The sequence below is a fragment of the Streptomyces sp. NPDC002643 genome (assembly GCF_053592555.1).
In genome coordinates this window covers 32,580-52,678 of the sequence record NZ_JBSFVY010000042.1, presented here as the reverse complement: position 1 = coordinate 52,678, position 20,099 = coordinate 32,580, and the positions used below count along the sequence as shown (strand labels likewise).

Here is a 20,099-nt window from a genome sequence, read left to right as displayed (position 1 = left end):
GGGTTCGGCCGAGGCTCGCGGCACGGTGGGCGCAGAAGGCGAGGCTCGCGGCACGGTGGGCGCTGAGGGTGGGGGCTCGGGTGGTGCCGGTGGGTTTCGTGTGTGGGCTGTGGCTGGGATTCCCGAGGTGCGGGTCGGGGACGATCTCGCGAAGCTCATCGCGGCGGCCGAGCCCGGTCTCGTCGACGGGGACGTGCTGCTCGTCACCTCGAAGATCGTGTCCAAGGCCGAGGGGCGGATCGTGGAGGCCGTCGACCGGGAGGCCGCGATCGACGCCGAGACCGTGCGGGTCGTGGCCCGGCGCGGGGCCCTCAGGATCGTCGAGAACCGGCAGGGCCTGGTGATGGCCGCCGCCGGTGTCGACGCCTCCAACACCCCTGCCGGGACCGTGCTGTTGCTGCCCGAGGACCCCGACGCCTCCGCCCGTGCCGTCCGGGACGGCCTCCGGGACGCTCTCGGGGTCGAGGTAGGGGTCGTCGTCACCGACACCTTCGGGCGACCCTGGCGGGCCGGGTTGACGGATGTCGCCATCGGGGCGGCGGGTGTGCGGGTGCTCGACGACCTCCGGGGCGGGACCGACGCGTACGGCAATCCGCTCAACGCGACCGTCGTCGCCACCGCCGACGAGCTGGCCGCCGCAGGTGACCTGGTCAAGGGCAAGGCCGCCGGGCTGCCCGTCGCCGTCGTACGGGGGCTGGCGCATGTCGTCGCCGAGGACGGGGGCGAGGGGACGAAGGCGCTGGTGCGCGGGGCGCGGGACGACATGTTCCGGCTGGGCACCTCCGAGGCCGTACGGCTGGCGGTGGCCCAGCGGCGTACGGTGCGGGCGTTCACCGACGAGCCGGTCGACCCGGGCGCCGTACGGCGGGCCGTCGCCGCCGCCGTGACCGCGCCGGCGCCGCATCACACCACTCCGTGGCGGTTCGTGCTGCTGGAGTCCGAGGAGTCGCGGGTGCGGCTGCTCGACGCCATGCGGGACGCCTGGATCGCGGATCTTCGGCGGGACGGCAAGAGCGAGGAGTCCATCGCGAAGCGGGTGCGGCGGGGGGATGTGCTGCGGAACGCGCCGTATCTGGTGGTGCCGTGTCTCGTCATGGACGGGGCGCACACGTACGGGGACGCGCGGCGGGACGGGGCCGAGCGGGAGATGTTCGTCGTCGCCGCCGGGGCCGGGGTGCAGAACTTCCTCGTGGCGCTGGCCGGGGAGCGGCTGGGGTCGGCGTGGGTGTCGTCGACGATGTTCTGCCGGGATGTGGTGCGGGGGGTTCTGGGGCTGCCGGAGGGGTGGGACCCGATGGGGGCCGTGGCTGTGGGGCATCCGGCGGGGGAGCCTCCGGCTCGGGGGGAGCGGGGGGTGGAGGCGTTTGTCGAGGTGCGGTAGGCGTTGTGCGGGTGCGCCTACGGTTCGGGGGTGATTTGGATGGGTGCGCGAGTGCGGGTGCGTCGTGGTTGCTCGCGCCCACGCGGCGGAGCCGCATATCGATACAGCCCCGCGCCCCTAAAAGAACTGGGGCGCACCCCAGGCTTCAAGGGGCACGGACGATAGCGCCTACCCTCATAGGGCGCCCCCTATGACTTCCTAGGACCCCCATCGTGGCTGGACGGTTTGAGCAGCGACCCACTCGTACGACTGTGCGGGGTGGGCATGTGCCTGTGCCCAGGGGGGCGGGGGCGGGGCGGGCCGGTGGGGTCGGGATGCGGCGGGTCTGGGTGCCCGAGGGGGCGCTCGATCTGGGGCTCGTGCTCGGGCCGCTGCGGCGGGGGGCCGGCGATCCCACGTTTCGGGCGACGCCGGACGGGGCCGTGTGGCGGGCCAGTCGTACGCCGGTGGGGGCCGGGACTCTCAGGGTCGTGGTGCGGGGCGGGGCCGTCGAGGCGGAGGCCTGGGGGCCCGGGGGTTCCTGGCTGCTCGAACAACTGCCGCCGCTGTTGGGGGCGTTGGACGAGCCCGAGGTGTTCGTGCCTCGGCATCGGGTCGTCGCCATGGCCTGGAAGCGGCGGGTCGGGTTGCGGCTGACGCGGACCGGGCTGGTGCTGGAGTCGTTGATTCCGTCCGTGTTGGAGCAGAAGGTCACGACGGGTGAGGCCTATCGGGCGTGGCGGTTGCTCGTACGGAAGTACGGGGAGCCGGCGCCGGGGCCCGTACCGCCGGGGATGTATGTCATGCCCACGGCTCGGGAGTGGGCGCTCATTCCGTCGTGGGAGTGGCATCGGGCCGGGGTGGACGACAAGCGGGCGTCGACGATTCTGCGGGCGGTTCGGGTGGCGGGGCGGCTGGAGGAGGCCGTGGGGATGTCGCCCGAGGAGGCTCGGCGGAGGTTGGAGCTGGTGCCGGGGGTGGGGGTGTGGACCTCGGCGGAGACCGTGCAGCGGAGTCATGGGGCGGCGGATGCGGTGACCGTGGGGGATCTGCATCTGCCGGGGATCGTGGGGTTCGCGTTGGTGGGGGATCGGGATGCGGATGACTCCGTGATGTTGGAGTTGTTGGAGCCGTATGCGGGGCAGCGGCATCGGGCGGCTCGGTTGATCTTGTTGTCGGGGAGGGTGCCGGGGCGGCGGGCGCCTCGGATGCGGCGGGGGGATATTGGGCGGCTCTAGGGTTCGCCTGGTTTTTCTCGCCCCCGCCGCCCCTACCCGTCCCATCCCCCAGGGGCTGTGCCCCTTCGACCCCCCGCCTAATAGTTGGGGGGCAGGGCAGTTGGGCGGGTGCGGGTGGGTGGGGGCTTGTCGCGCAGTTCCCCGCGCCCCTAAAGGCTCGGGGCTGCGCCCTGCCTTTAAGGGGCGCGGGGAACTGCGTGAGCAACCACACAACCACCCGCAGCCGCCGACGAACCCATCCCCCGTGCTATTAGGCGCTCTTACTGGTCCGATGAGAAGCGGAGCGCACCCGTGGGGATGCGGGCGTCGCACCAGACCCGGGCTCCGGGGTTCAACTCGTTGTCGGCGCCGATGATGGCGCCGTCGCCTACGACCGTGCCGGTGAGTATGGAGCGTTCGCCTACTCGGGCTCGGGCTCCGATGAGGGAGTCGGTGATGACGGCGCCGGGTTCGACTACGGCGCCCGCCAGGACCGTACTGCCGAAGACGCGGGCGCCCTCGCCCACGAAGGCGCCCTCGCCGACGACCGTGCCGCCGGTGAGCTTGGCATCGCCCGCGACCCGGGCCGTGGGGAGGACCAGGCGGTCGCCGCAGCGGCCGGGGACGGCGGGGGACGGCGCCCTGCCGAGGACGAGGTCGGCTGAGCCTCGTACGAAGGCGGCGGGGGTGCCCAGGTCCAGCCAGTACGTCGAGTCGACCATGCCCTGGAGGTGGGCGCCGGCGGCCAGCAGGTCCGGGAACGTCTCGCGTTCGACCGAGACCGGGCGGCCCGCCGGGATGGTGTCGATGACCGAGCGGCGGAAGACGTACGCCCCCGCGTTGATCTGGTCGGTGACGATCTCCTCGGGGGTCTGCGGCTTCTCCAGGAAGGCCAGCACCCTGCCCGTCCCGTCGGTCGGGACCAGGCCGTACGCGCGCGGGTCGGTCACCTGGGTGAGGTGGAGGGAGACGTCCGCGCCGGTCGTCTCGTGGGTGTGGACGAGGCGGCGGATGTCGAGGCCCGTCAGGATGTCGCCGTTGAAGACCAGGACCGGGTCGTCGGGGGCGGAGTGGAGGTGGCTGGCGGCGTTGCGGATGGCGCCGCCCGTGCCCAGGGGCTCGTCCTCCGTGACGTACTCCAGGTGGAGACCGAGGGCGGAGCCGTCACCGAAATGGGGTTCGAAGACCTCGGCGAGATAGGAGGTGGCGAGGACTATGTGGTCGACGCCCGCTGCCCTCGCTCTCGCCAACTGGTGGGTGAGGAAGGGGACTCCGGCCGCCGGAACCATGGGCTTCGGAGTGTGCACCGTGAGCGGACGCAGTCGGGTGCCTCTGCCACCGACCAGGAGGATCGCTTCTGTCACCTGTCGTCTCTGCTTCCTGCCGGGACCGGCCGAACTCTCATTCGACCGGCCAGTGTATGCAGACCGTTCATGGCGCCTTCATGGTTGTGCGGGCGCCACCGACCCGCGCTTTTCGCAGGTCAGTGGCGCTGTCCGTCGAGGGCACGAGGGGCGGGCCCTCGGGCGGCCTGTCGCGGTATGAGATGACCTCCGGCCGGTCATCGGTTTCCTACCGGGGCCCCTGCCTCGGCTCCCCCCTCAACCCGCCACCGCGCTATCGGCCTTGATAGCGGGCGGACGCCGAGCGGATCGTGCCGAGTTTTCCGTAAAGGCGCCCCCCCGGGCACTCGGTCGCGAACCCGTCCCGGTGACCGGAGATCACGTTCAGCTGTACCTTCTTGCCTTTTGCGTAGAGATTGCCACCACCGGAAGTGAGGTATGTCTTGCCTTTCGGGTTCGCGAGGTAAAGACCGAGTTTCCACGCGGTGAGTTGAGCGAACGCGTCGAGCACCACGGCTTCCGGCTTCTTGGTGGTGTAACTGCCGAGAACCGCGACCCCCATGCTGTTGGTGTTGAACCCGAGGGTGTGGGCGCCCATGACGGCCTTGGCCACACCGCCCGCGCGGCCCTCGTAGATGTTTCCGCACTTGTCGATGAGGAAGTTGTAGCCGATGTCCCGCCAGCCGCTGCTCACCACGTGGTAGCGGTAGATACTGCGGATGACGGTGGGGGCCTGGGCGCACTTGTAGTTGTTGCCCGAGGCCGTGTGATGCACGAAGGCCGCCAGCACCTTCTTGGTGTAGCGGAACTCCTTCTCGCGCAGCGTCTCGTCGGCCCCCCAGCCACGCCGGGTGATGATCTTCGGCCGGGGTCCGATGTAAGGCTTCGCGTTCGGCTCAAGACCGACCAGGGTCTCCTGCGTCTCCTTGCGCGACAGCGCGGGGATGACGGTCGCGCCGAGCGGAGCGAGATCGGCGTTGACGGCGGAGGAGGCGGCCGACTCGACGGTCAGCGCGTTCAGGCGGGGGGTGTCCGCAGGGGTGCCGGCGGGCGGGGGTTCGGCGCCCGGTGTGGCGCCACCGGGCGAGGTGGCACCCGCCGCGCTCGTCGTGGCACCGGCGCTCGCCGTACCCCCGGTGCCGGCCGTGCCGCCCGTGCCGCCGGTGCCTGCCGTAGCGCCGGCGCCGTCCGGATCGTCCGACCCGGGATCGACCAGCTCCAGACGTAGGCCGTCCGGGAGCGTCTGGACGCCCGGAGCGGCCGTACGCCCCCGGTCCTCGGCCCGTACGCGGACCTCGACGCCGTCCGACTCACCGACCCACAGCGGGGCGGTGGAACCGCGCACGCGACCCGAGGCGCGCTCCGGGGTGCCGGGGTCGGCGGCGTGTTCGTGGTTGTGCGTCTCGACGTCCTGCCAGCCGGACCAACGAGTGGTGTCCTTCGCCCTGGTACGCACCTGGACGCGGCCCCGGAGTTCCGTGTCCGGGTCGTCCCAGACGACGCCGACCAGCGAGAACGACCGTACGTCGCGACGCCCGAGCCCCTGCTCCTCGACCACGCCACCGCCACTGCGGACCTCGCCGCGGGGGACCAGGGGGAGGGACTGAGTGGAGCCGGCGACGGCGGTGGGGGCGAGGGTCGGCGTGGGAGCGAGGGGGGACGGGGCGAGCGCCGGGGACACGAGCTCGGCCGCCCGTCCGGCACTCCCGGCCGTGACCGTTGGCGGGGGCGGACCGGTGGCGGCCGTCGCCGTGGCCGGGAGAACGGCCGGGAGCGCGAGGGCCGCCGCACAGGTGATGCCGATCGAGGGAGCGAGGAATCGAGATCTACGCATAAGTCCGAGCTTGGACATAGTCAGACATATCTGTCCATCGGGGAGTTGACCGGGCGTCGGCCGAACTCCGCCGAACCGGTGGTGGGTCCGGCGATGGACCGCCCCCTGCCCGCCCTCCGGGCCGCGTACGCTTACGCGCGTGAACGCCGCCGACCGCACCCCCGCCGACCTGCTGCGATCCGCGCTCGCCGCGGACCCCTCGCGACCGCTGGTGACCTTCTACGACGACGCGACGGGCGAACGCGTCGAATTGTCCGTGGCCACCTTCGCCAATTGGGTGGCCAAGACCGCGAATCTGCTCCAGGGCGACCTCGGCGCCGAGCCCGGCGACCGGGTCGCGCTGCTGCTGCCGGCGCACTGGCAGACGGCGGTCTGGCTGCTGGCGTGTTCCTCGGTGGGGGTGGTGGCGGATGTCGACGGGGACCCGAAGGCGGCGGACGTCGTCGTCAGCGGACCGGACACGTTGGAGCGGGCCAGGGCCTGCTCCGGCGAGCGGGTCGCGCTCGCGCTACGGCCGCTCGGCGGCAGGTTCCCGCAGACGCCGGCCGGGTTCATGGACTACGCGGTCGAGGTGCCGTCGCAGGGGGACCGGTTCGTGGCGTACGCGCCTGTCGATCCCGAGGAGGTCGCGCTGGTCGTGGCGGGGCGGGAGTTCAGTGGGGCGGAGGTCGTGGAGCGGGCGCGGGGTGAGGCCGGGGCGCTGGGGCTGACCGGGCCGGGGGCTCGCTTGCTGTCGGGGTTGCCGTACGACACGTGGGAGGGGTTGAGCGCGGGGTTGTACGGGCCGCTGGCCAGCGGGGGTTCCGTGGTGCTCTGTCGGCATCTGGAGTCGCTGGGGGCGGACGCGTTGGACAAGCGGATCGAGAGTGAGCGGGTGAGTGCGACCGCCGGTGTGCGGTGACGTTCGTTGGGGCGAGGGTGTTGGGCGGCGCGGGTGGGGTGGCCCTTGAGGGAGTGGGTCCGCACCGGCTGCTTCGACAGGGCACCCGGCGGCTGCGGCTGGCCTGGCCGGGGTTTCGCTCACCGGCGCTCGCAGGTGGAACAGGAGGGCGCCCCGCAGCCGGAGCGGCGCGACGGCACGCAGGTGGAACGGGACGGCGGCCTGCGGCTGGGGCGGCACGACGACCCACAGGTGGAGCGGACGGCCACCTCCGGCTAGAGCAGCGCGACGGCCCACAGATGGACCAGGACGGCACCCCACAGCTGCAGCGGCACGACGACCCGCAGATGGAACAAGACGGCGACCCGCAGCCAGAGCGGCGCAACGACCCACAGCTACAGCGGCACGACGGCCTGCGGCTGGAGCAGGACGGGGACCTGCTGCTAGGGCAGCGCAACGACCCACAGATGGAGCAGGACGGCAACCCGCAGCCGGAGCAGCACGACGGCCTGCGGCTGGAGTGGGACGGCGGGTCGCAGTGAGGTGTGCCACGGCGGTGGGGTAGCCGCGTACGGGCGGAAGGGGTCGGGGCGGTGTGTCATATGTCCGTCGCGTACAACCGGCTCAGCAAAGTTCACGCCTATCCAACCCCCGAGCAGTACGTCCGCCTGCGACGGACTGACACACCGGCCCGGCCCCGACCCACCCCCACACCCCAGGCGCCCCCACCCACGCCCCCCCACGCACCCCATCCCCCATTCGGCCCGCCCCAGCCGCCCCAACCCCCACCCCCCGCCAAAGTCATAGGGGGACGAATCGCTCGTGCTCAGGGAGGGATGGGGTGTGGTGGCCGGTGCGGAAGGCGGGAAGGTCGGGCCCGGTGTCGGAGCCTCGCCCGTCCTCGGCGGAGCCGATCGGCGTCGGCGTTGGGTGCGGTGGGTCGCCGGCGGCATCAGCCTCTTCGCCCTCGGGTCTCTCACCATCGCCTGGGTCGCCTATCTGAGGCTCGACGGCAACATCACCTCCGACACCTCGGCCGCCGACGAACTCGCCCGCTTCGAGAAGGAGCGCCCCACCGCCCTCGTACGCGGCGCCCAGAACATCCTCCTCATCGGCTCCGACTCCCGCGCCGGCGCCGGCAACGCCCGCTACGGCCGCGACCTGGGCACCGAGCGCTCGGACACCACCATCCTGTTGCACCTCGCGGCGAACCGCGAAAGCGCCACCGCCGTCTCGCTCCCCCGCGACCTGATGGTGGACGTACCGAGCTGCCGCCGCCCCGACGGCAGCCGCACCAAGCCCGCCTTCACCCTGCTCAACCAGGCCTTCCAGAGCGGCGGTTCGGCCTGCACGATCCGAACCGTCGAGCGGCTCACCGACATCCGCGTCGACCATCACGTCGTCGTGGACTTCAGCGGCTTCAAGGCCATGGTCGACGCCGTGGACGGCGTCGAGGTCTGTCTCGCCGCCCCCGTCCACGACCGCGCCGCCGAACTGCGGCTGCCCGCGGGAAGGGTGCGACTCGACGGGGAGCAGGCCCTCGGATACGTCCGCGCCCGGAAGTCGTTGGGCAACGGCAGCGACACCGAGCGGATGGACCGGCAGCAGCGTTTCCTCGCGGCCCTGGCGGCGAAGCTGCGCGGCAACGACGTCCTGCTGAACCCGGTGAAGCTGTACCCGGTCCTCGACGCGGCCACCTCGTCCCTCACCACCGACCCGGGGCTTGCGAGTCTGCGCGGACTTTATGATCTTGTGCGCGGTTTGCGCACGGTTCCGATGGAGAAGGTGCAATTTCTGACTGTTCCTCGGAAGTCGTACACCTACGACGTGAATCGGGACGAGTTGGTGGAACCGGCCGCGCACCGGCTCTTCGAACAGCTGCGCTCCGACCTGCCGATCGCGGTGGCGCGGGACTTGCCGCGCGGGGTGCCGGGGATGCCGAGGAATCCGCCCGATCCGACGCCGACTTTTCGCGGCAGTACGGCCGCCGAAGAGGCTTGCGGGTGACCGAAACAGGGCGCCTACAGGGTGCCTCAGGTAAAACGCACGTCAACACGAGGAACAAATGCTCTAGGAAATGGGCAGATTGCCCAGTTGTAGGGACGTGGAATTTGTCACCGCCGTCGCTTGACGCCTGATCGTGCGGCTAGTGTGAGCGATCCGGTGTGTCACCCTCTCGGTCGCGCACCACTTGCACGAGACCCGAGCGTCTTTTGAGGGGGAAGACGCCGCGTGGCCCCGACGGAGGAATCGGACAACCGTGGACGCGCAAGGCCGTGGGCGGGCGGACGACATCGACCCCGCAGACCAGTGGGTACTCAACCCGAGCACCGGTGAATACGAACTGCGACTGACCCCTTCCGCACCGCAGTCGTCGGTGCCGAGACCGCGCCGGGCCGCGCCCGCCGGGGCGGGCGCGAGGGCGGGCGGTTCCGGCGGTGCGGCCGGCACCGCCGCGATGTCCTCGACAACGCTGCCGGGCAGCCGTGACACGGAGGTGGTCCCGGGTCCGCGTCGGCGTCGGGGGGCGCCCGCCGAGGAGCCGCTGCCGGGCCGGCGCGGCGGCAGGGGCCGTACGAAGGCGAAGCCCAAGAAGTCCGTGGGCAAACGGATACTCGTGTGGACCGGCGGCACGCTGGCGTTTCTGCTGGTCGGCGTGAGTGCTGCGGGCTATCTGTACTACCAGCACCTGAACAACAACATCGACAAGATCTCGGACGACGGCGCGAGCACCGGCGGCTTCAGCAAGGACCGGGCGATCAACCTCCTGGTGATCGGCACGGACAAGCGCACGGGCGCGGGCAACGAGAAGTACGGCGACTCGGGCAGCGTCGGCCACGCGGACACGACGATCCTGCTGCATGTCTCCAAGGACCGCACGAACGCGACCGCGATGAGCATCCCCCGGGACATGATCGTGGACATCCCGGACTGCCCGACCGAGCAGGAGGACGGCTCCACGAAGAACATCGCGGGCACGTCCGACGTCCGGTTCAACACCAGCCTCGGCCAGGACGGCCGCACCCCGAGCTGCACGATGCGCACGGTCACCGAGCTGACCGGGATCACCCCGGACCACTTCATGGTGGCCGACTTCAACGCGGTGAAGACCCTGTCCACGGCCATCGGCGGCGTCAAGGTCTGTCTCGCGAAGCCCATCAACGACAGCAAGTCGAAGCTGAACCTCTCCGAGGGCGAGCACACCATCCAGGGCGAGCAGGCGCTGGCGTTCCTGCGCACTCGCTACAGCGTGGGCCTCGGCAGTGACCTGAGCCGGATCGAGCTGCAGCAGCAGTTCCTCAGCTCGATGATCCGTCAGATGAAGTCGGAGGACACGCTCACCGACCCGACGAAGGTGCTGTCGCTGGCGGAGGCCGCCACCGACGCGCTGACCGTGGACTCGAAGATCTCCGACATCAAGAAGCTGGCCTCGCTCGGCCAGGAGGTCGGCAAGGTCAAGACGAAGAACATCACCTTCACCACGGTGCCGGTCGTCGACAACACCGACGGCGCGACCGTGCTGCCCACGCCGGGCAAGGCGGAGGAGCTGTTCTCGGCGATCCGGGACGACATCTCGCTCACCGAGGTGAAGAAGAAGGCCAAGGAGAAGGAGGCGGCCAAGCTCAAGGGCACCCGTGCCGAGGCCGCCGATGTCCGGGTCAATGTCTACAACGGTGGCGCACCCGCAGGCAGCGCACAGGACACTCTTAACTGGCTGCAGAATGATGTGGGCGTGACGAAGTCGAGCCAGTTGGGCAACGCCGAAGAGACGTTGGCGAAGACGACCCTCGCGTACGACCCGGACCAGGCCGACCAGGCGCGCAAGCTGGCCGATCTCATGGGTCTGTCCGCGTCGGCGCTGAAGCCCGGCGAGGGCAACAGCGAGACCACCTCCCAGGGGCTGCCCGCGATGGTCCTGACCCTGGGCAAGGACTTCAAGGGCGCCGGGGTCTCGCTGACCGGTGGGTCGGCGGCGAATCTGGACGTCCAGAAGAACACCGCCGACAAGAAGAAGTGCGCGAGTTGACGCTTCGGTGGTGACCTGACGGGGTTCTCACACGTCTGACAGGGCGCGGGAGTCGCGTCCGCCGGGGCGCACGTGGTGTGGCACTCCGGAGCGCGAAGTATGGAGCGCCCTCCGGGGCGCGAAGCAAGTGGTGAGTGCCGGGTGGGCGCGACGATGCGCCCGGTCGGCGGCTTCGGATGGCGTCGTACACGCGGGCGTGAGCGGGCTCCGGCGCGGTGCGGATGTACGGCGTGGGGCGTGCGGATGTCATCCGGACGGAACGCGGACGCGTTCAACAGAACATGAGTACATCCTCGTTGGGGTCTCGACGGTCCAACAGGAGGCGGGCGCGTGCCCGTCGGCATACAAGGGTGGGGAGGGTCAGGGAGATGGTACGGAGCGACGTGCGCGGGGACGGGGGGCGACCGCGTGTCGAGGAACCCGGCGAGCGGGGGACGCCGGACCGCCGGGGCGGAGAGCAGGAGGACGATGAGTGCGCGGGCGCCAGAGTCCCCGAGCAGCGCGGAGGCGGTGACGGCGACAAGGGCGGCAAGCCCTCCGGTCCCCCGGGGCGGCCGCGCCGCAGGCGGGTGCTGCGCTGGTCGGCGACGGTGCTGGCGGTGGTGATACTCGGCACCGCGGGTGCCGGTTACCTCTGGTATCAGCAGCTCAACAACAACATCAAGAAGGAGAAGCTGAACCTCGGCGACACCAAGATCGCCGAGCCGACGCCGAACGCGGCCGGTCAGACCCCGCTGAACATTCTCCTCATAGGCTCCGATGCCCGGGACACCAAGGAGAACCAGGAACTCGGCGGCGCCAAGGCCACGTTCGACGGCCCTCCGCTCGCCGACGTCCAGATGCTGCTGCATCTGTCGGCCGACCGCTCGAACATGTCGGTCGTCAGCATGCCCCGCGACACCCTGCTGTCCATCCCCAAGTGCACGGACCCGGACAGCGGTGAGGTGTACGAGGCGAGCACCCAGGCGATGACCAACGACTCGCTGCGGCGCGGCGGGCCCGGCTGTACGGTCGCTACCTGGCAGGAGCTGACGGGTATCCGTATCGACCACTTCATGATGGTCGACTTCTCCGGTGTGGTGTCGATGGCGGACGCGATCGGCGGTGTGCCGGTGTGTGTGACCGACAACATCTACTCGCACACCAGCACGGGCAAGGGCTCGGGGCTGAAGCTGGAGAAGGGCACCACGTACATCAAGGGCGAGCAGGCCCTGCAGTGGCTGCGCACCCGGTACGGCTTCGAGGACGGCAGCGACATCGCGCGCGCCAAGGCGCAGCACCAGTACATGAACTCGATGGTCCGTGAGCTGCGCGAGAACGCCACGATCACCAACCCGAACAAGCTGCGCAACCTCGCCGAGGAGGCCACGAAGGCGCTCACCGTCGACGAGGGCCTCGGTACGGTGGGCGAGCTGTACGACCTGAGCACGGAGCTGCGGAAGGTCGAGCCGGCCCGGATCACGATGACGACGATGCCGTACACCTATGTCGGCGCCCGGGTCGTGCCCAAGGAGGGCGACGCGGAGAAGCTGTTCCGGCTGGTGCGTGAGGACATCGCGCTGGACGGCAAGGACAAGAAGAAGACGACCACCGAGGAGACGTCCTCCGAGGACCCGGCCGCGGCGAGGGACGAGATCGGTGTCCTCGTCCAGAACGGCACCATGACCGACAGCCTCGGCCCGGTCAGCGGGCGGGCGCACACGGTCTCCCAGCTCCTCGTCGAGGAGGGCTTCACCAAGACCTCGTCCGACGCGACGACCGCGACCGCCGAGGACAAGACGGTCGTGCGCTATCCGAGCGCCGAGTTGGAGGGCGACGCCCAGGCCGTCGCCAAGGCCCTCGGTATCCCGACGAGCCAGGTGGAGAAGTCCACCAACGTCAGCGGCGTCACCCTGGTCGTCGGCGCCGACTGGCGCGAGGGCACCGAGTACAAGGCCGACAAGGAGAACGACAAGACCCCCGAGTCGGCGGACGCGTTGAACGGCGCCAACAAGAAGGCATGTATGGAGGTCGACCCGGACTTCACCTGGTAGCCCTCACCCGGCAGCCGTCGTACGACCCGTACACGCCTCGGGCCCCTCCCGTAGTTCGGAAGGGGCCCGATGTCGTACGTGATCGCCGACCCCAGGTCGTACGGGGTCTCCGCTCAGCTCTCGGCGAGCACCGCCGGGCGGCGGGACGCGATGACCTTCTTGGCCAGGGACTTGGGGCTGGTGAGGAAGCCGAAGCCCCAGGACATGTGCATGGTGGCGAGGGCCACCGGAATCTGGAGGCGGGCCTTCAGGGGCAGCCCCTTGCCCGCCGGGAGGGAGCCCGCGACGATCGCCGCGAGATAGCCGCCGGGGACGACGAACCCGAGGGGCGTCAGCGTGGCACCCACCAACAGGCCCGCCGCGATGGCGCACACGGCGGTCGGCGGCGCGAGATAGCGCAGGTTGATGGAGCCGGAGTGGTAGCGGGCCACGACATGGCGCCAACGCCCGTAGTCCTTGTACTGCTTGGCGAGGGCCTTGACGCTCGGCCTCGGCCGGTACGACACCTTCAGCTCCGGCGAGAACCAGATCAGCCCGCCGGCCTCCCGGATACGGAAGTTCAGCTCCCAGTCCTGGGCGCGGATGAACTCCACGTTGTAGCCGCCCTGTTGTTCCAGGGCCTCGCGCCGGAAGACGCCCAGGTAGACCGTCTCGGCGGGTCCGGCCTGGCCGCCCGTGTGGAAGGCGGCGTTCCCGACGCCGATCTTCGAGGTCATCGCGGCGGCGACCGCGTGCTCCCAGTCGTTCTCGCCCTCGGCGTGCATGATGCCGCCGACGTTCTGCGCGCCGGTCTCCCGCAGGAGCCGTACGGCGGTGGCGATGTAGTTCGGCGAGAGCATGCCGTGGCCGTCGACTCGGACCACGATCGGGTGGCGGGATGCCTTGATCGCGGCGTTGAGCGCGGCGGGCGTACGCCCGGTGGGGTTGGGCACGGTGTGCACGCGGGGGTCTTCGGCGACCAGCTCGGCGGCGATCTCGTCCGTGCGGTCCCTGGACGGACCGAGGGCGATCACGACCTCCATCTCGCCGGCGTACTCCTGCGCGAGGATCGCTTGGACGGCTCCGCGCAAATGCCGCTCCTCGTCGAGGACGGGCATGATGACGGACACGGCGGGGAGCTGTACGTCGGGCTTCGCGTTCATAGGGGGCTCACGTTACCGCGAACGGGGGACACGAACGCGCGCCGCCCGGTCGCCGGGGCGGACCCCGGATCGTACGGGCCTACGGTGCTGGTCATCCCCTGGCTCCGCCCCCTCCCCGACCGGTCCCGCGAGGTGTTCCGCCGTGCCCACGCAGCCCCGTCGCCCCGCCCGGCCCCAGCAGCCCCGCCCGCCCGCGCGTCCCCACCGGCGGCGGAGCTGGGCCATGCGGGTGGCGACCACGCTGTCGGTGGTGGTGCTGGCCGCCGCGGGGATCGGGCACGCGGTGGTCACCGGACTCGACGACGAGATCGCCCGGGTCGACCCGTTCAAGGACATGAAGAACCGCCCCGAGGCGGGCCACGGTATGAACGTCCTGCTGGTCGGCACCGACGCCCGGGACCGGATCACCGAGCGGGAGCGGCGCCGCTACCGGCTCGGCGGGGCACCCTGTCACTGCACGGACACGATGATGATCGTGCACATCTCGGAGGACCGGGAGCGCGCGAGCGTGGTGAGCCTGCCGCGCGACTCGTACGCCGAGACGCCCGCGCACACCGATCGTGCCACGGGGAAGACCCACCGCTCCCATCCGATCAAGCTGAACGCCGCGTACGCGGAGGGCGGGCCGCAGCTGACCGTGCGCACGGTCGAGCATCTGACCAGGGTGAAGATCGACCACTATGTGGAGGTCGACTTCACCAGCTTCATGCGGACCGTCGACGTGCTGGGCGGCGTGAAGATCTGCACCTCGCGCCCCCTGAAGGACTCGTACACCGGTCTCGATCTCCCCGCCGGCACCCACCGGCTGGACGGCGGCCAGGCCCTGCAGTACGTCCGCTCCCGGCATACCGACGGCTCCTCCGACCTCGGCCGGATGAGACGTCAACAGCGTTTCATGGCCTCCCTGATGTCCCAGGCCACCTCCTCCGGGGTCCTCCTCAACCCGATGCGGTTCCGCGACGTCACCCGGGCCGTGCTGGGATCGGTCCGCGCGGACAAGGAGTTCGGCACCGGCGAGCTGATCGCCCTCGGCCGTGCCCTCAGGGGCCTCACCCCCGCCTCCTCGGAGTTCACCACGGTCCCCATCGGGCGTATGGAGCACGAGGTCGAGGGCATCGGCACGACGGTGAAATGGGACCAGAAGAAGTCCGCCCGCCTCTTCGAGGCCCTGCGGGACGACCGCCCCCTGTCCCCCTACAAGGTCCCCGAGAAACCGCACCGGCCGACCGAGGTCGAGGTGGCCCCCGAGCAGATCAGGGTCCAGGTGGAGAACGGCACGACCGTCCCCGGCCTGGGCAAGAAGGTCGACGGCCAGCTGGCGGCCACCGGCTTCGCGACGACCCGCACCCCCGTGAACGCCGACACAGACGACGCCCGCCGTACGGTCGTCCTCTACGACCCCCGCTGGGACCGCTCGGCGAGATCCCTGGCGACCGCGCTCCCGGGCTCGAAACTGCGCCCGGTACGAGCCCAGGGCCCGACCCTGAGGGTGATCGCGGGCATGGACTTCAAGAAGGTCAGAAAGGTACGGGTGGAGAACCCGGGGGAGGCCCGGCCGGAGGTCCTGAGGGGCGACGAGGTGACGTGCGCACCGTAAACACCCTCGTTCTCTACACATGTGTGCGATTTGTGTCAGATCGGCAACAGGCCTGACCTTGTTTTTCGTCGACCCTTGTAAAGGGCACAGCCCGACCCTGCACACTGTTCCGCATGAACGATTGGCCCGAGGGATGGTCCGGCAGCAACCGCGGCGGCGGCTACGGACACGGCAGCGCGCACACTCAGCCCGACGGGGCGCGTGTGATGCGCCAGGTCCGTCGCGGCCCGTCGGCACCCCCGCAAGGCGGCGTGCCACACCAGCCCGCGTACGGCGGCGAACCGTACGGTGACGGCGGCGGCAACGGCAACGGCGCCGACGCGTACGACAGCGGCTACAACACCGGCCAGGTGTACGGCTCCGGCGGCGCCGGGGGCGGACACGGCGGAGGGCGCGGGGATCGTCCCGCGCCGAACTGGAGGCGCCGTATCAAGTGGACCGCGATAACGGTGACGACCGTCGTGGTCGTCACGGCCGTCGGTACCTACTTCTGGGCCGACTCCAAGCTGAACCGCGAGGTCGACCTCTCCAAGGTCATCGACCGGCCCGACGAGGGCGAGGGGACGAACTATCTGATCGTCGGCTCCGACAGCCGTGAAGGGCTGTCCGACGAGCAGAAGAAGGAACTCCACACCGGGTCCGCCGACGGCAAGCGCACGGACTCGATGATGATCCTGCACACCGGTTCGAACGGCCCGACCCTGATCTCCCTCCCCCGCGACTCGAACGTGACGATCCCGACGTTCGTCGGCTCCGAGTCCGGCAAGACCTACGAGGGCACCGGCCGCCAGGTGAAGCTGAACGCGGCGTACGCGGAGGACGGGCCGGAGCTGCTGGTCCGTACCGTCGAGGCCAACACGGGTCTGCGGATCGACCACTATGTGGAGATCGGCTTCGCGGGCTTCGCCAACATCGTCGACGCGGTCGGCGGTGTGGAGATCGAGATCCCCAAGGGCGGCATGAAGGACACCAAGTCCGGTGCCAACTTCGAGGCGGGCACGCAGACCCTCAACGGCGAGCAGGCGCTCGCCTTCGTCCGCACCCGCTACGCGCTCGCCGGCAGCGACCTGGACCGTACGAAGAACCAGCAGAAGTTCCTCGCGGCCCTCGCCAGCCAGACGGCGACCCCGGCCACGGTCCTCAACCCGTTCAAGCTCTACCCGACGATGAGCGCGGGCCTGGACACCCTGATCGTCGACAAGGACATGGGCCTGTTCGACCTGGCCGACATGTTCTGGGCGATGAAGGGCGTCACCGGCGGCGACGGCAAGTCCATGAACATGCCGATCTCGGGCAACTCCGCCAACGGCAACCTCCAGTGGGACACCGCGAAGGTGAAGCAGCTGGTGGAGCAGTTGAAGAACGATGAGACGGTGACCGTGTCGGGCAACTGAGGCTCGCGGTCCGGCACATACATGGCTCAGGGGCACCCTCGACGGGTGCCCCTGAGGCGTTCACGCGGTGGTCGGTCCGGGGTCGGTCAGCGCATCGAGCCCGCCATCGACCGGCACGACTCGGCGCACCTCATACACGCGTCGGCGCACTCCGCCATCATCTTGTCGTCCGGCATCGTGCGACACGCCTCGGCGCACCTCATGCACGCCTCGGCGCACATCTCGCACATCCGGGGCGCCATCCGCGACCCGCGCATCATCATGTCCGCGCAGACACGGGTCGTGTCGGCGCAGTCCATGAGCGCCCGCATGATCTGCATCTGGCCCTGGCCACCCTGCTGCATGCAGTGGCTCATGGCCTCCTCGCACATGGCGTGCGCCTGCATGCACATGTCGATGCACTGCCGCATCTCCGCGCTCATCGTGGTCGCGTTCCCGGCCTGCTGCGTCATGGCTCCTCCTGGGGTCCTGGGGGACGGAAGCGGGACTCCTTGGCGGCGTCCCGCGCCCTTCCGTCCTACGCCCGGCCACCCCGCCCCGCCATCGGACGGCTCCGAAGGGGCTACGGCAGGTTGCGGGCCATCACTATGCGCTGGACCTGGTTGGTGCCCTCGTAGATCTGGGTGATCTTGGCGTCGCGCATCATGCGCTCGACCGGGTAGTCACGGGTGTAGCCGTAGCCGCCGAGGAGCTGGACGGCGTCCGTGGTGACCTCCATGGCGACGTCCGAGGCGAAGCACTTGGCGGCGGCGCCCTGGAAGGTGAGGTCGCTGTCCCCGCGCTCGGACTTGCAAGCGGCGGCGTACGTCAGCTGGCGGGCGGCCTCGATCTTCATGGCCATGTCGGCGAGCATGAACTGGATGCCCTGGAAGTCCGCGATCGGCTTGCCGAACTGCTTGCGCTCCTGGACATAGCCCTTGGCGTAGTCGAGGGCGCCCTGGGCGACACCGAGGGCCTGGGCGGCGATGGTGATCCGGGTGTGGTCCAGGGTCTTCATGGCCGTGGCGAAGCCGGTGCCCTCCTCGCCGATCATGCGGTCGGCGGGGATGCGGACGTTGTCCAGGTAGACCTCGCGGGTCGGGGAGCCCTTGATGCCGAGCTTCTTCTCCGGGGCGCCGAAGGAGACGCCCTCGTCGGACTTCTCGACGACGAAGGCCGAGATGCCCTTGGAGCGCTTGGCCGGGTCGGTCACGGCCATCACCGTGTAGTACTCGCTGACACCCGCGTTGGTGATCCAGCGCTTCACACCGTTGAGGACGTAGTGGTCGCCGTCGCGGACCGCCTTGGTCTTCATACCGGCCGCGTCGGAGCCCGCGTCCGGCTCGGAGAGACAGTACGAGAAGAGTCCGTCGCCCTTGGCCAGCGAGCCCAGGTACTTCTTCTTCAGCGCCTCGGAGCCGGAGAGCATCACCGGGAGCGAGCCCAGCTTGTTCACGGCCGGGATGAGGGAGGAGGACACGCAGACGCGGGCCACCTCCTCGATCACGATGACCGTGGCGAGCGCGTCGGCGCCGCCGCCGCCGTACTCCTCGGGTACGTGCACGGCGTGCAGATCATTGGCGACCAGCGCCTCCAGCGCCTCCTGCGGGAAGCGCGCCTCCTCGTCCACAGCGGCGGCGTACGGCGCGATCTTCGCCTCGGCGAGGGAACGGACCGCGTCACGGAGCATGTCGTGCTCCTCGGACGGGCGGTACAGGTCGAAATCAGCCGATCCGGCCACGGTCTCTCACGCTCCTGACGCTAACTACCGTTAAGTAACTCAAATTTTAGGGGTCGGCCCGCCCGACTGATACGTGAGCTTGGCGACAAGGAGAAAACTGCCCTGTGAGGGGCTCGAACACGCCCCGACTATGCTCGTGCAGCGCACTCACGGCCGTATATCCCAGGAGCACTCCATGGCCCTCAAGATCACTGTGATCGGTACCGGCTATCTCGGCGCCACGCACGCCGCGGCCATGGCCGAGCTGGGTTTCGAGGTGCTCGGGCTCGATGTCGTCGAAGAGAAGATCGACATGCTGCGGCGGGGCGAGGTCCCCATGTACGAGCCGGGGTTGGAGGACCTGCTGCGGGGGCATGTCGCCGGGATCGAGGGCTCCACCGGGCGGCTGCGCTTCACGACCGACTACGCCGAGGTCGCGGCCTTCGGTGACATCCACTTCGTCTGTGTGAACACCCCGCAGCGGCACGGCGAGTACGCCTGCGACATGTCGTACGTGGACGCCGCGTTCGCCTCGCTCGCCCCGTATCTGGACCGGCCCGCGCTGGTCGTCGGCAAGTCGACCGTGCCCGTGGGCTCCGCCGACCGGCTGGCCGCCTATCTCGCCGAGCACGCGCCCGTCGGGGCGGACGCCGAACTGGCCTGGAACCCGGAGTTCCTGCGCGAGGGCTTCGCCGTGAACGACACACTGCACCCGGACCGGATCGTGGTGGGGGTCCGGAGCGAAGAGGCCGAGAAGCTGCTGCGCGAGGTGTACGCGACGCCGATCGAGGAGGGCTCCCCGTTCGTCGTCACGGACTTCCCGACCTCCGAGCTGGTGAAGACCTCCGCCAACTCCTTCCTCGCCACCAAGATCTCCTTCATCAACGCCATGGCCGAGGTCTGCGAGGCCGCCGGGGGCGATGTCGCCAAGCTGGCGGAGGCCATCGGGTACGACGACCGGATCGGCAGGAAGTTCCTGCGGGCGGGGATCGGCTTCGGCGGCGGGTGTCTGCCGAAGGACATCCGGGCGTTCATGGCCCGCGCCGGTGAGCTGGGCGCCGACCAGGCACTCACCTTCCTGCGCGAGATCGACTCCATCAACATGCGCCAGCGCGGCCAGATGGTCGAGCTGGCCCGGCAGGCCCTCGGCGGCGGCCCCTTCCTGGGCAAGCGGGTCGCCGTGCTCGGCGCCACCTTCAAGCCCGACTCCGACGACGTACGCGACTCGCCCGCCCTCAATGTCGCCGGGCAGATCCACCTCCAGGGCGGCCAGGTCACCGTCTACGACCCCAAGGGCATGGACAACGCCCGGCGGCTCTTCCCCACCCTCGGGTACGCCGACTCCGCGCTCGCCGCCGTGCGGGGCGCCGACATCGTGCTGCACCTCACCGAGTGGCGGGAGTTCCGCGAGCTGGACCCGGCGGCGCTGGGCGAGGTGGCCGCGAAGCGGCTGGTCCTGGACGGCCGCAACGCACTCGACCCCGCGCTGTGGCGGAAGGCCGGGTGGACGTACCGGGCGATGGGGCGGCCCACGGCCTGACCCGGGGGAAACACGGTGACGCCGTTCCGGCCG

The 20,099-nt window shown here is 70.2% G+C and carries 16 protein-coding genes; 11 read left to right on the top strand and 5 right to left on the bottom strand.

The genetic code is table 11. From position 1 onward, the window contains the following. Positions 1 to 55: 55 nt before the first annotated feature. Both ACWD4G_RS39755 and ACWD4G_RS39750 read left to right on the top strand, forming a co-directional pair. The gene (locus ACWD4G_RS39755; protein ID WP_451302568.1) at positions 56 to 1,381 is read left to right on the top strand and encodes a coenzyme F420-0:L-glutamate ligase; all 1,326 of its coding nucleotides are present in this window, start codon (positions 56 to 58) and stop codon (positions 1,379 to 1,381) included. Positions 1,382 to 1,593: 212 nt separating this feature from the next. Next, positions 1,594 to 2,598, top strand: coding sequence for a DNA-3-methyladenine glycosylase family protein (locus tag ACWD4G_RS39750; protein WP_451302535.1), 1,005 nt, complete (start codon positions 1,594 to 1,596; stop codon positions 2,596 to 2,598). A 260-nt stretch (positions 2,599 to 2,858) separates the two neighbouring features. On the opposite strand, the gene ACWD4G_RS39745 is transcribed toward ACWD4G_RS39750, so the two are convergent. Both ACWD4G_RS39745 and ACWD4G_RS39740 read right to left on the bottom strand, forming a co-directional pair. Continuing rightward, positions 2,859 to 3,941, bottom strand: a complete 1,083-nt coding sequence (locus ACWD4G_RS39745; RefSeq protein WP_451302533.1) for a sugar phosphate nucleotidyltransferase — start codon at positions 3,939 to 3,941, stop codon at positions 2,859 to 2,861. Between the two features lie 253 nt (positions 3,942 to 4,194). Beyond that, the gene (locus ACWD4G_RS39740) at positions 4,195 to 5,772 is read right to left on the bottom strand and encodes a peptidoglycan recognition protein family protein (RefSeq protein ID WP_451302531.1); all 1,578 of its coding nucleotides are present in this window, start codon (positions 5,770 to 5,772) and stop codon (positions 4,195 to 4,197) included. A gap of 121 nt (positions 5,773 to 5,893) precedes the next feature. On the opposite strand from ACWD4G_RS39740, the gene ACWD4G_RS39735 reads away from it, so the two are divergent. The 6 genes from ACWD4G_RS39735 (at position 5,894) to ACWD4G_RS39710 (ending at position 12,694) form a co-directional block, all read left to right on the top strand. Further along, positions 5,894 to 6,655, top strand: coding sequence for a TIGR03089 family protein (locus ACWD4G_RS39735; RefSeq protein ID WP_451302529.1), 762 nt, complete (start codon positions 5,894 to 5,896; stop codon positions 6,653 to 6,655). A gap of 45 nt (positions 6,656 to 6,700) precedes the next feature. Then, positions 6,701 to 6,913 carry a hypothetical protein gene (locus ACWD4G_RS39730; protein WP_451302527.1) on the top strand — a complete coding sequence of 71 codons (213 nt, stop codon included), beginning with the start codon at positions 6,701 to 6,703 and terminating at the stop codon, positions 6,911 to 6,913. 68 nt (positions 6,914 to 6,981) lie between these two features. After that, a complete protein-coding gene (locus ACWD4G_RS39725; protein WP_451302525.1) occupies positions 6,982 to 7,176 on the top strand; it encodes a hypothetical protein in 195 nt (64 codons plus the stop codon). Between the two features lie 304 nt (positions 7,177 to 7,480). Next, entirely contained in the window at positions 7,481 to 8,641 is a 1,161-nt protein-coding gene (locus tag ACWD4G_RS39720; RefSeq protein WP_451302523.1) for an LCP family protein, read from the top strand. Between the two features lie 253 nt (positions 8,642 to 8,894). Continuing rightward, positions 8,895 to 10,661 carry an LCP family protein gene (locus ACWD4G_RS39715; RefSeq protein ID WP_451302521.1) on the top strand — a complete coding sequence of 589 codons (1,767 nt, stop codon included), beginning with the start codon at positions 8,895 to 8,897 and terminating at the stop codon, positions 10,659 to 10,661. Positions 10,662 to 11,029: 368 nt separating this feature from the next. Continuing rightward, positions 11,030 to 12,694, top strand: coding sequence for an LCP family protein (locus tag ACWD4G_RS39710; RefSeq protein WP_451302519.1), 1,665 nt, complete (start codon positions 11,030 to 11,032; stop codon positions 12,692 to 12,694). Between the two features lie 113 nt (positions 12,695 to 12,807). On the opposite strand, the gene ACWD4G_RS39705 is transcribed toward ACWD4G_RS39710, so the two are convergent. Beyond that, entirely contained in the window at positions 12,808 to 13,836 is a 1,029-nt protein-coding gene (locus ACWD4G_RS39705) for a glycosyltransferase family 2 protein (protein WP_451302517.1), read from the bottom strand. Between the two features lie 142 nt (positions 13,837 to 13,978). Between ACWD4G_RS39705 and ACWD4G_RS39700 the strand changes: the two genes are divergently transcribed. Then, positions 13,979 to 15,433 carry an LCP family protein gene (locus ACWD4G_RS39700; protein ID WP_451302515.1) on the top strand — a complete coding sequence of 485 codons (1,455 nt, stop codon included), beginning with the start codon at positions 13,979 to 13,981 and terminating at the stop codon, positions 15,431 to 15,433. Between the two features lie 113 nt (positions 15,434 to 15,546). Then, the gene (locus ACWD4G_RS39695) at positions 15,547 to 16,827 is read left to right on the top strand and encodes an LCP family protein (protein ID WP_451302513.1); all 1,281 of its coding nucleotides are present in this window, start codon (positions 15,547 to 15,549) and stop codon (positions 16,825 to 16,827) included. A gap of 86 nt (positions 16,828 to 16,913) precedes the next feature. On the opposite strand, the gene ACWD4G_RS39690 is transcribed toward ACWD4G_RS39695, so the two are convergent. Both ACWD4G_RS39690 and ACWD4G_RS39685 read right to left on the bottom strand, forming a co-directional pair. Continuing rightward, positions 16,914 to 17,279, bottom strand: coding sequence for a four-helix bundle copper-binding protein (locus ACWD4G_RS39690; RefSeq protein ID WP_451302511.1), 366 nt, complete (start codon positions 17,277 to 17,279; stop codon positions 16,914 to 16,916). 110 nt (positions 17,280 to 17,389) lie between these two features. Continuing rightward, entirely contained in the window at positions 17,390 to 18,547 is a 1,158-nt protein-coding gene (locus ACWD4G_RS39685; protein ID WP_451302509.1) for an acyl-CoA dehydrogenase, read from the bottom strand. Between the two features lie 175 nt (positions 18,548 to 18,722). Between ACWD4G_RS39685 and ACWD4G_RS39680 the strand changes: the two genes are divergently transcribed. Continuing rightward, positions 18,723 to 20,066 (top strand): UDP-glucose dehydrogenase family protein, encoded by a 1,344-nt coding sequence (locus ACWD4G_RS39680; protein ID WP_451302507.1) that lies wholly within the window; start codon positions 18,723 to 18,725, stop codon positions 20,064 to 20,066. Positions 20,067 to 20,099: the final 33 nt, after the last annotated feature.

Coding starts and splice junctions, on each gene's coding strand:
- ACWD4G_RS39695 (WP_451302513.1), top strand. CDS start 15,547: ATGAACGATTGGCCCGAGGGATGGTCCGGCAGCAACCGCGGCGGCGGC.
- ACWD4G_RS39740 (WP_451302531.1), bottom strand. CDS start 5,772: ATGTCCAAGCTCGGACTTATGCGTAGATCTCGATTCCTCGCTCCCTCG.
- ACWD4G_RS39705 (WP_451302517.1), bottom strand. CDS start 13,836: ATGAACGCGAAGCCCGACGTACAGCTCCCCGCCGTGTCCGTCATCATG.
- ACWD4G_RS39725 (WP_451302525.1), top strand. CDS start 6,982: ATGGAACAAGACGGCGACCCGCAGCCAGAGCGGCGCAACGACCCACAG.
- ACWD4G_RS39690 (WP_451302511.1), bottom strand. CDS start 17,279: ATGACGCAGCAGGCCGGGAACGCGACCACGATGAGCGCGGAGATGCGG.
- ACWD4G_RS39680 (WP_451302507.1), top strand. CDS start 18,723: ATGGCCCTCAAGATCACTGTGATCGGTACCGGCTATCTCGGCGCCACG.
- ACWD4G_RS39710 (WP_451302519.1), top strand. CDS start 11,030: ATGGTACGGAGCGACGTGCGCGGGGACGGGGGGCGACCGCGTGTCGAG.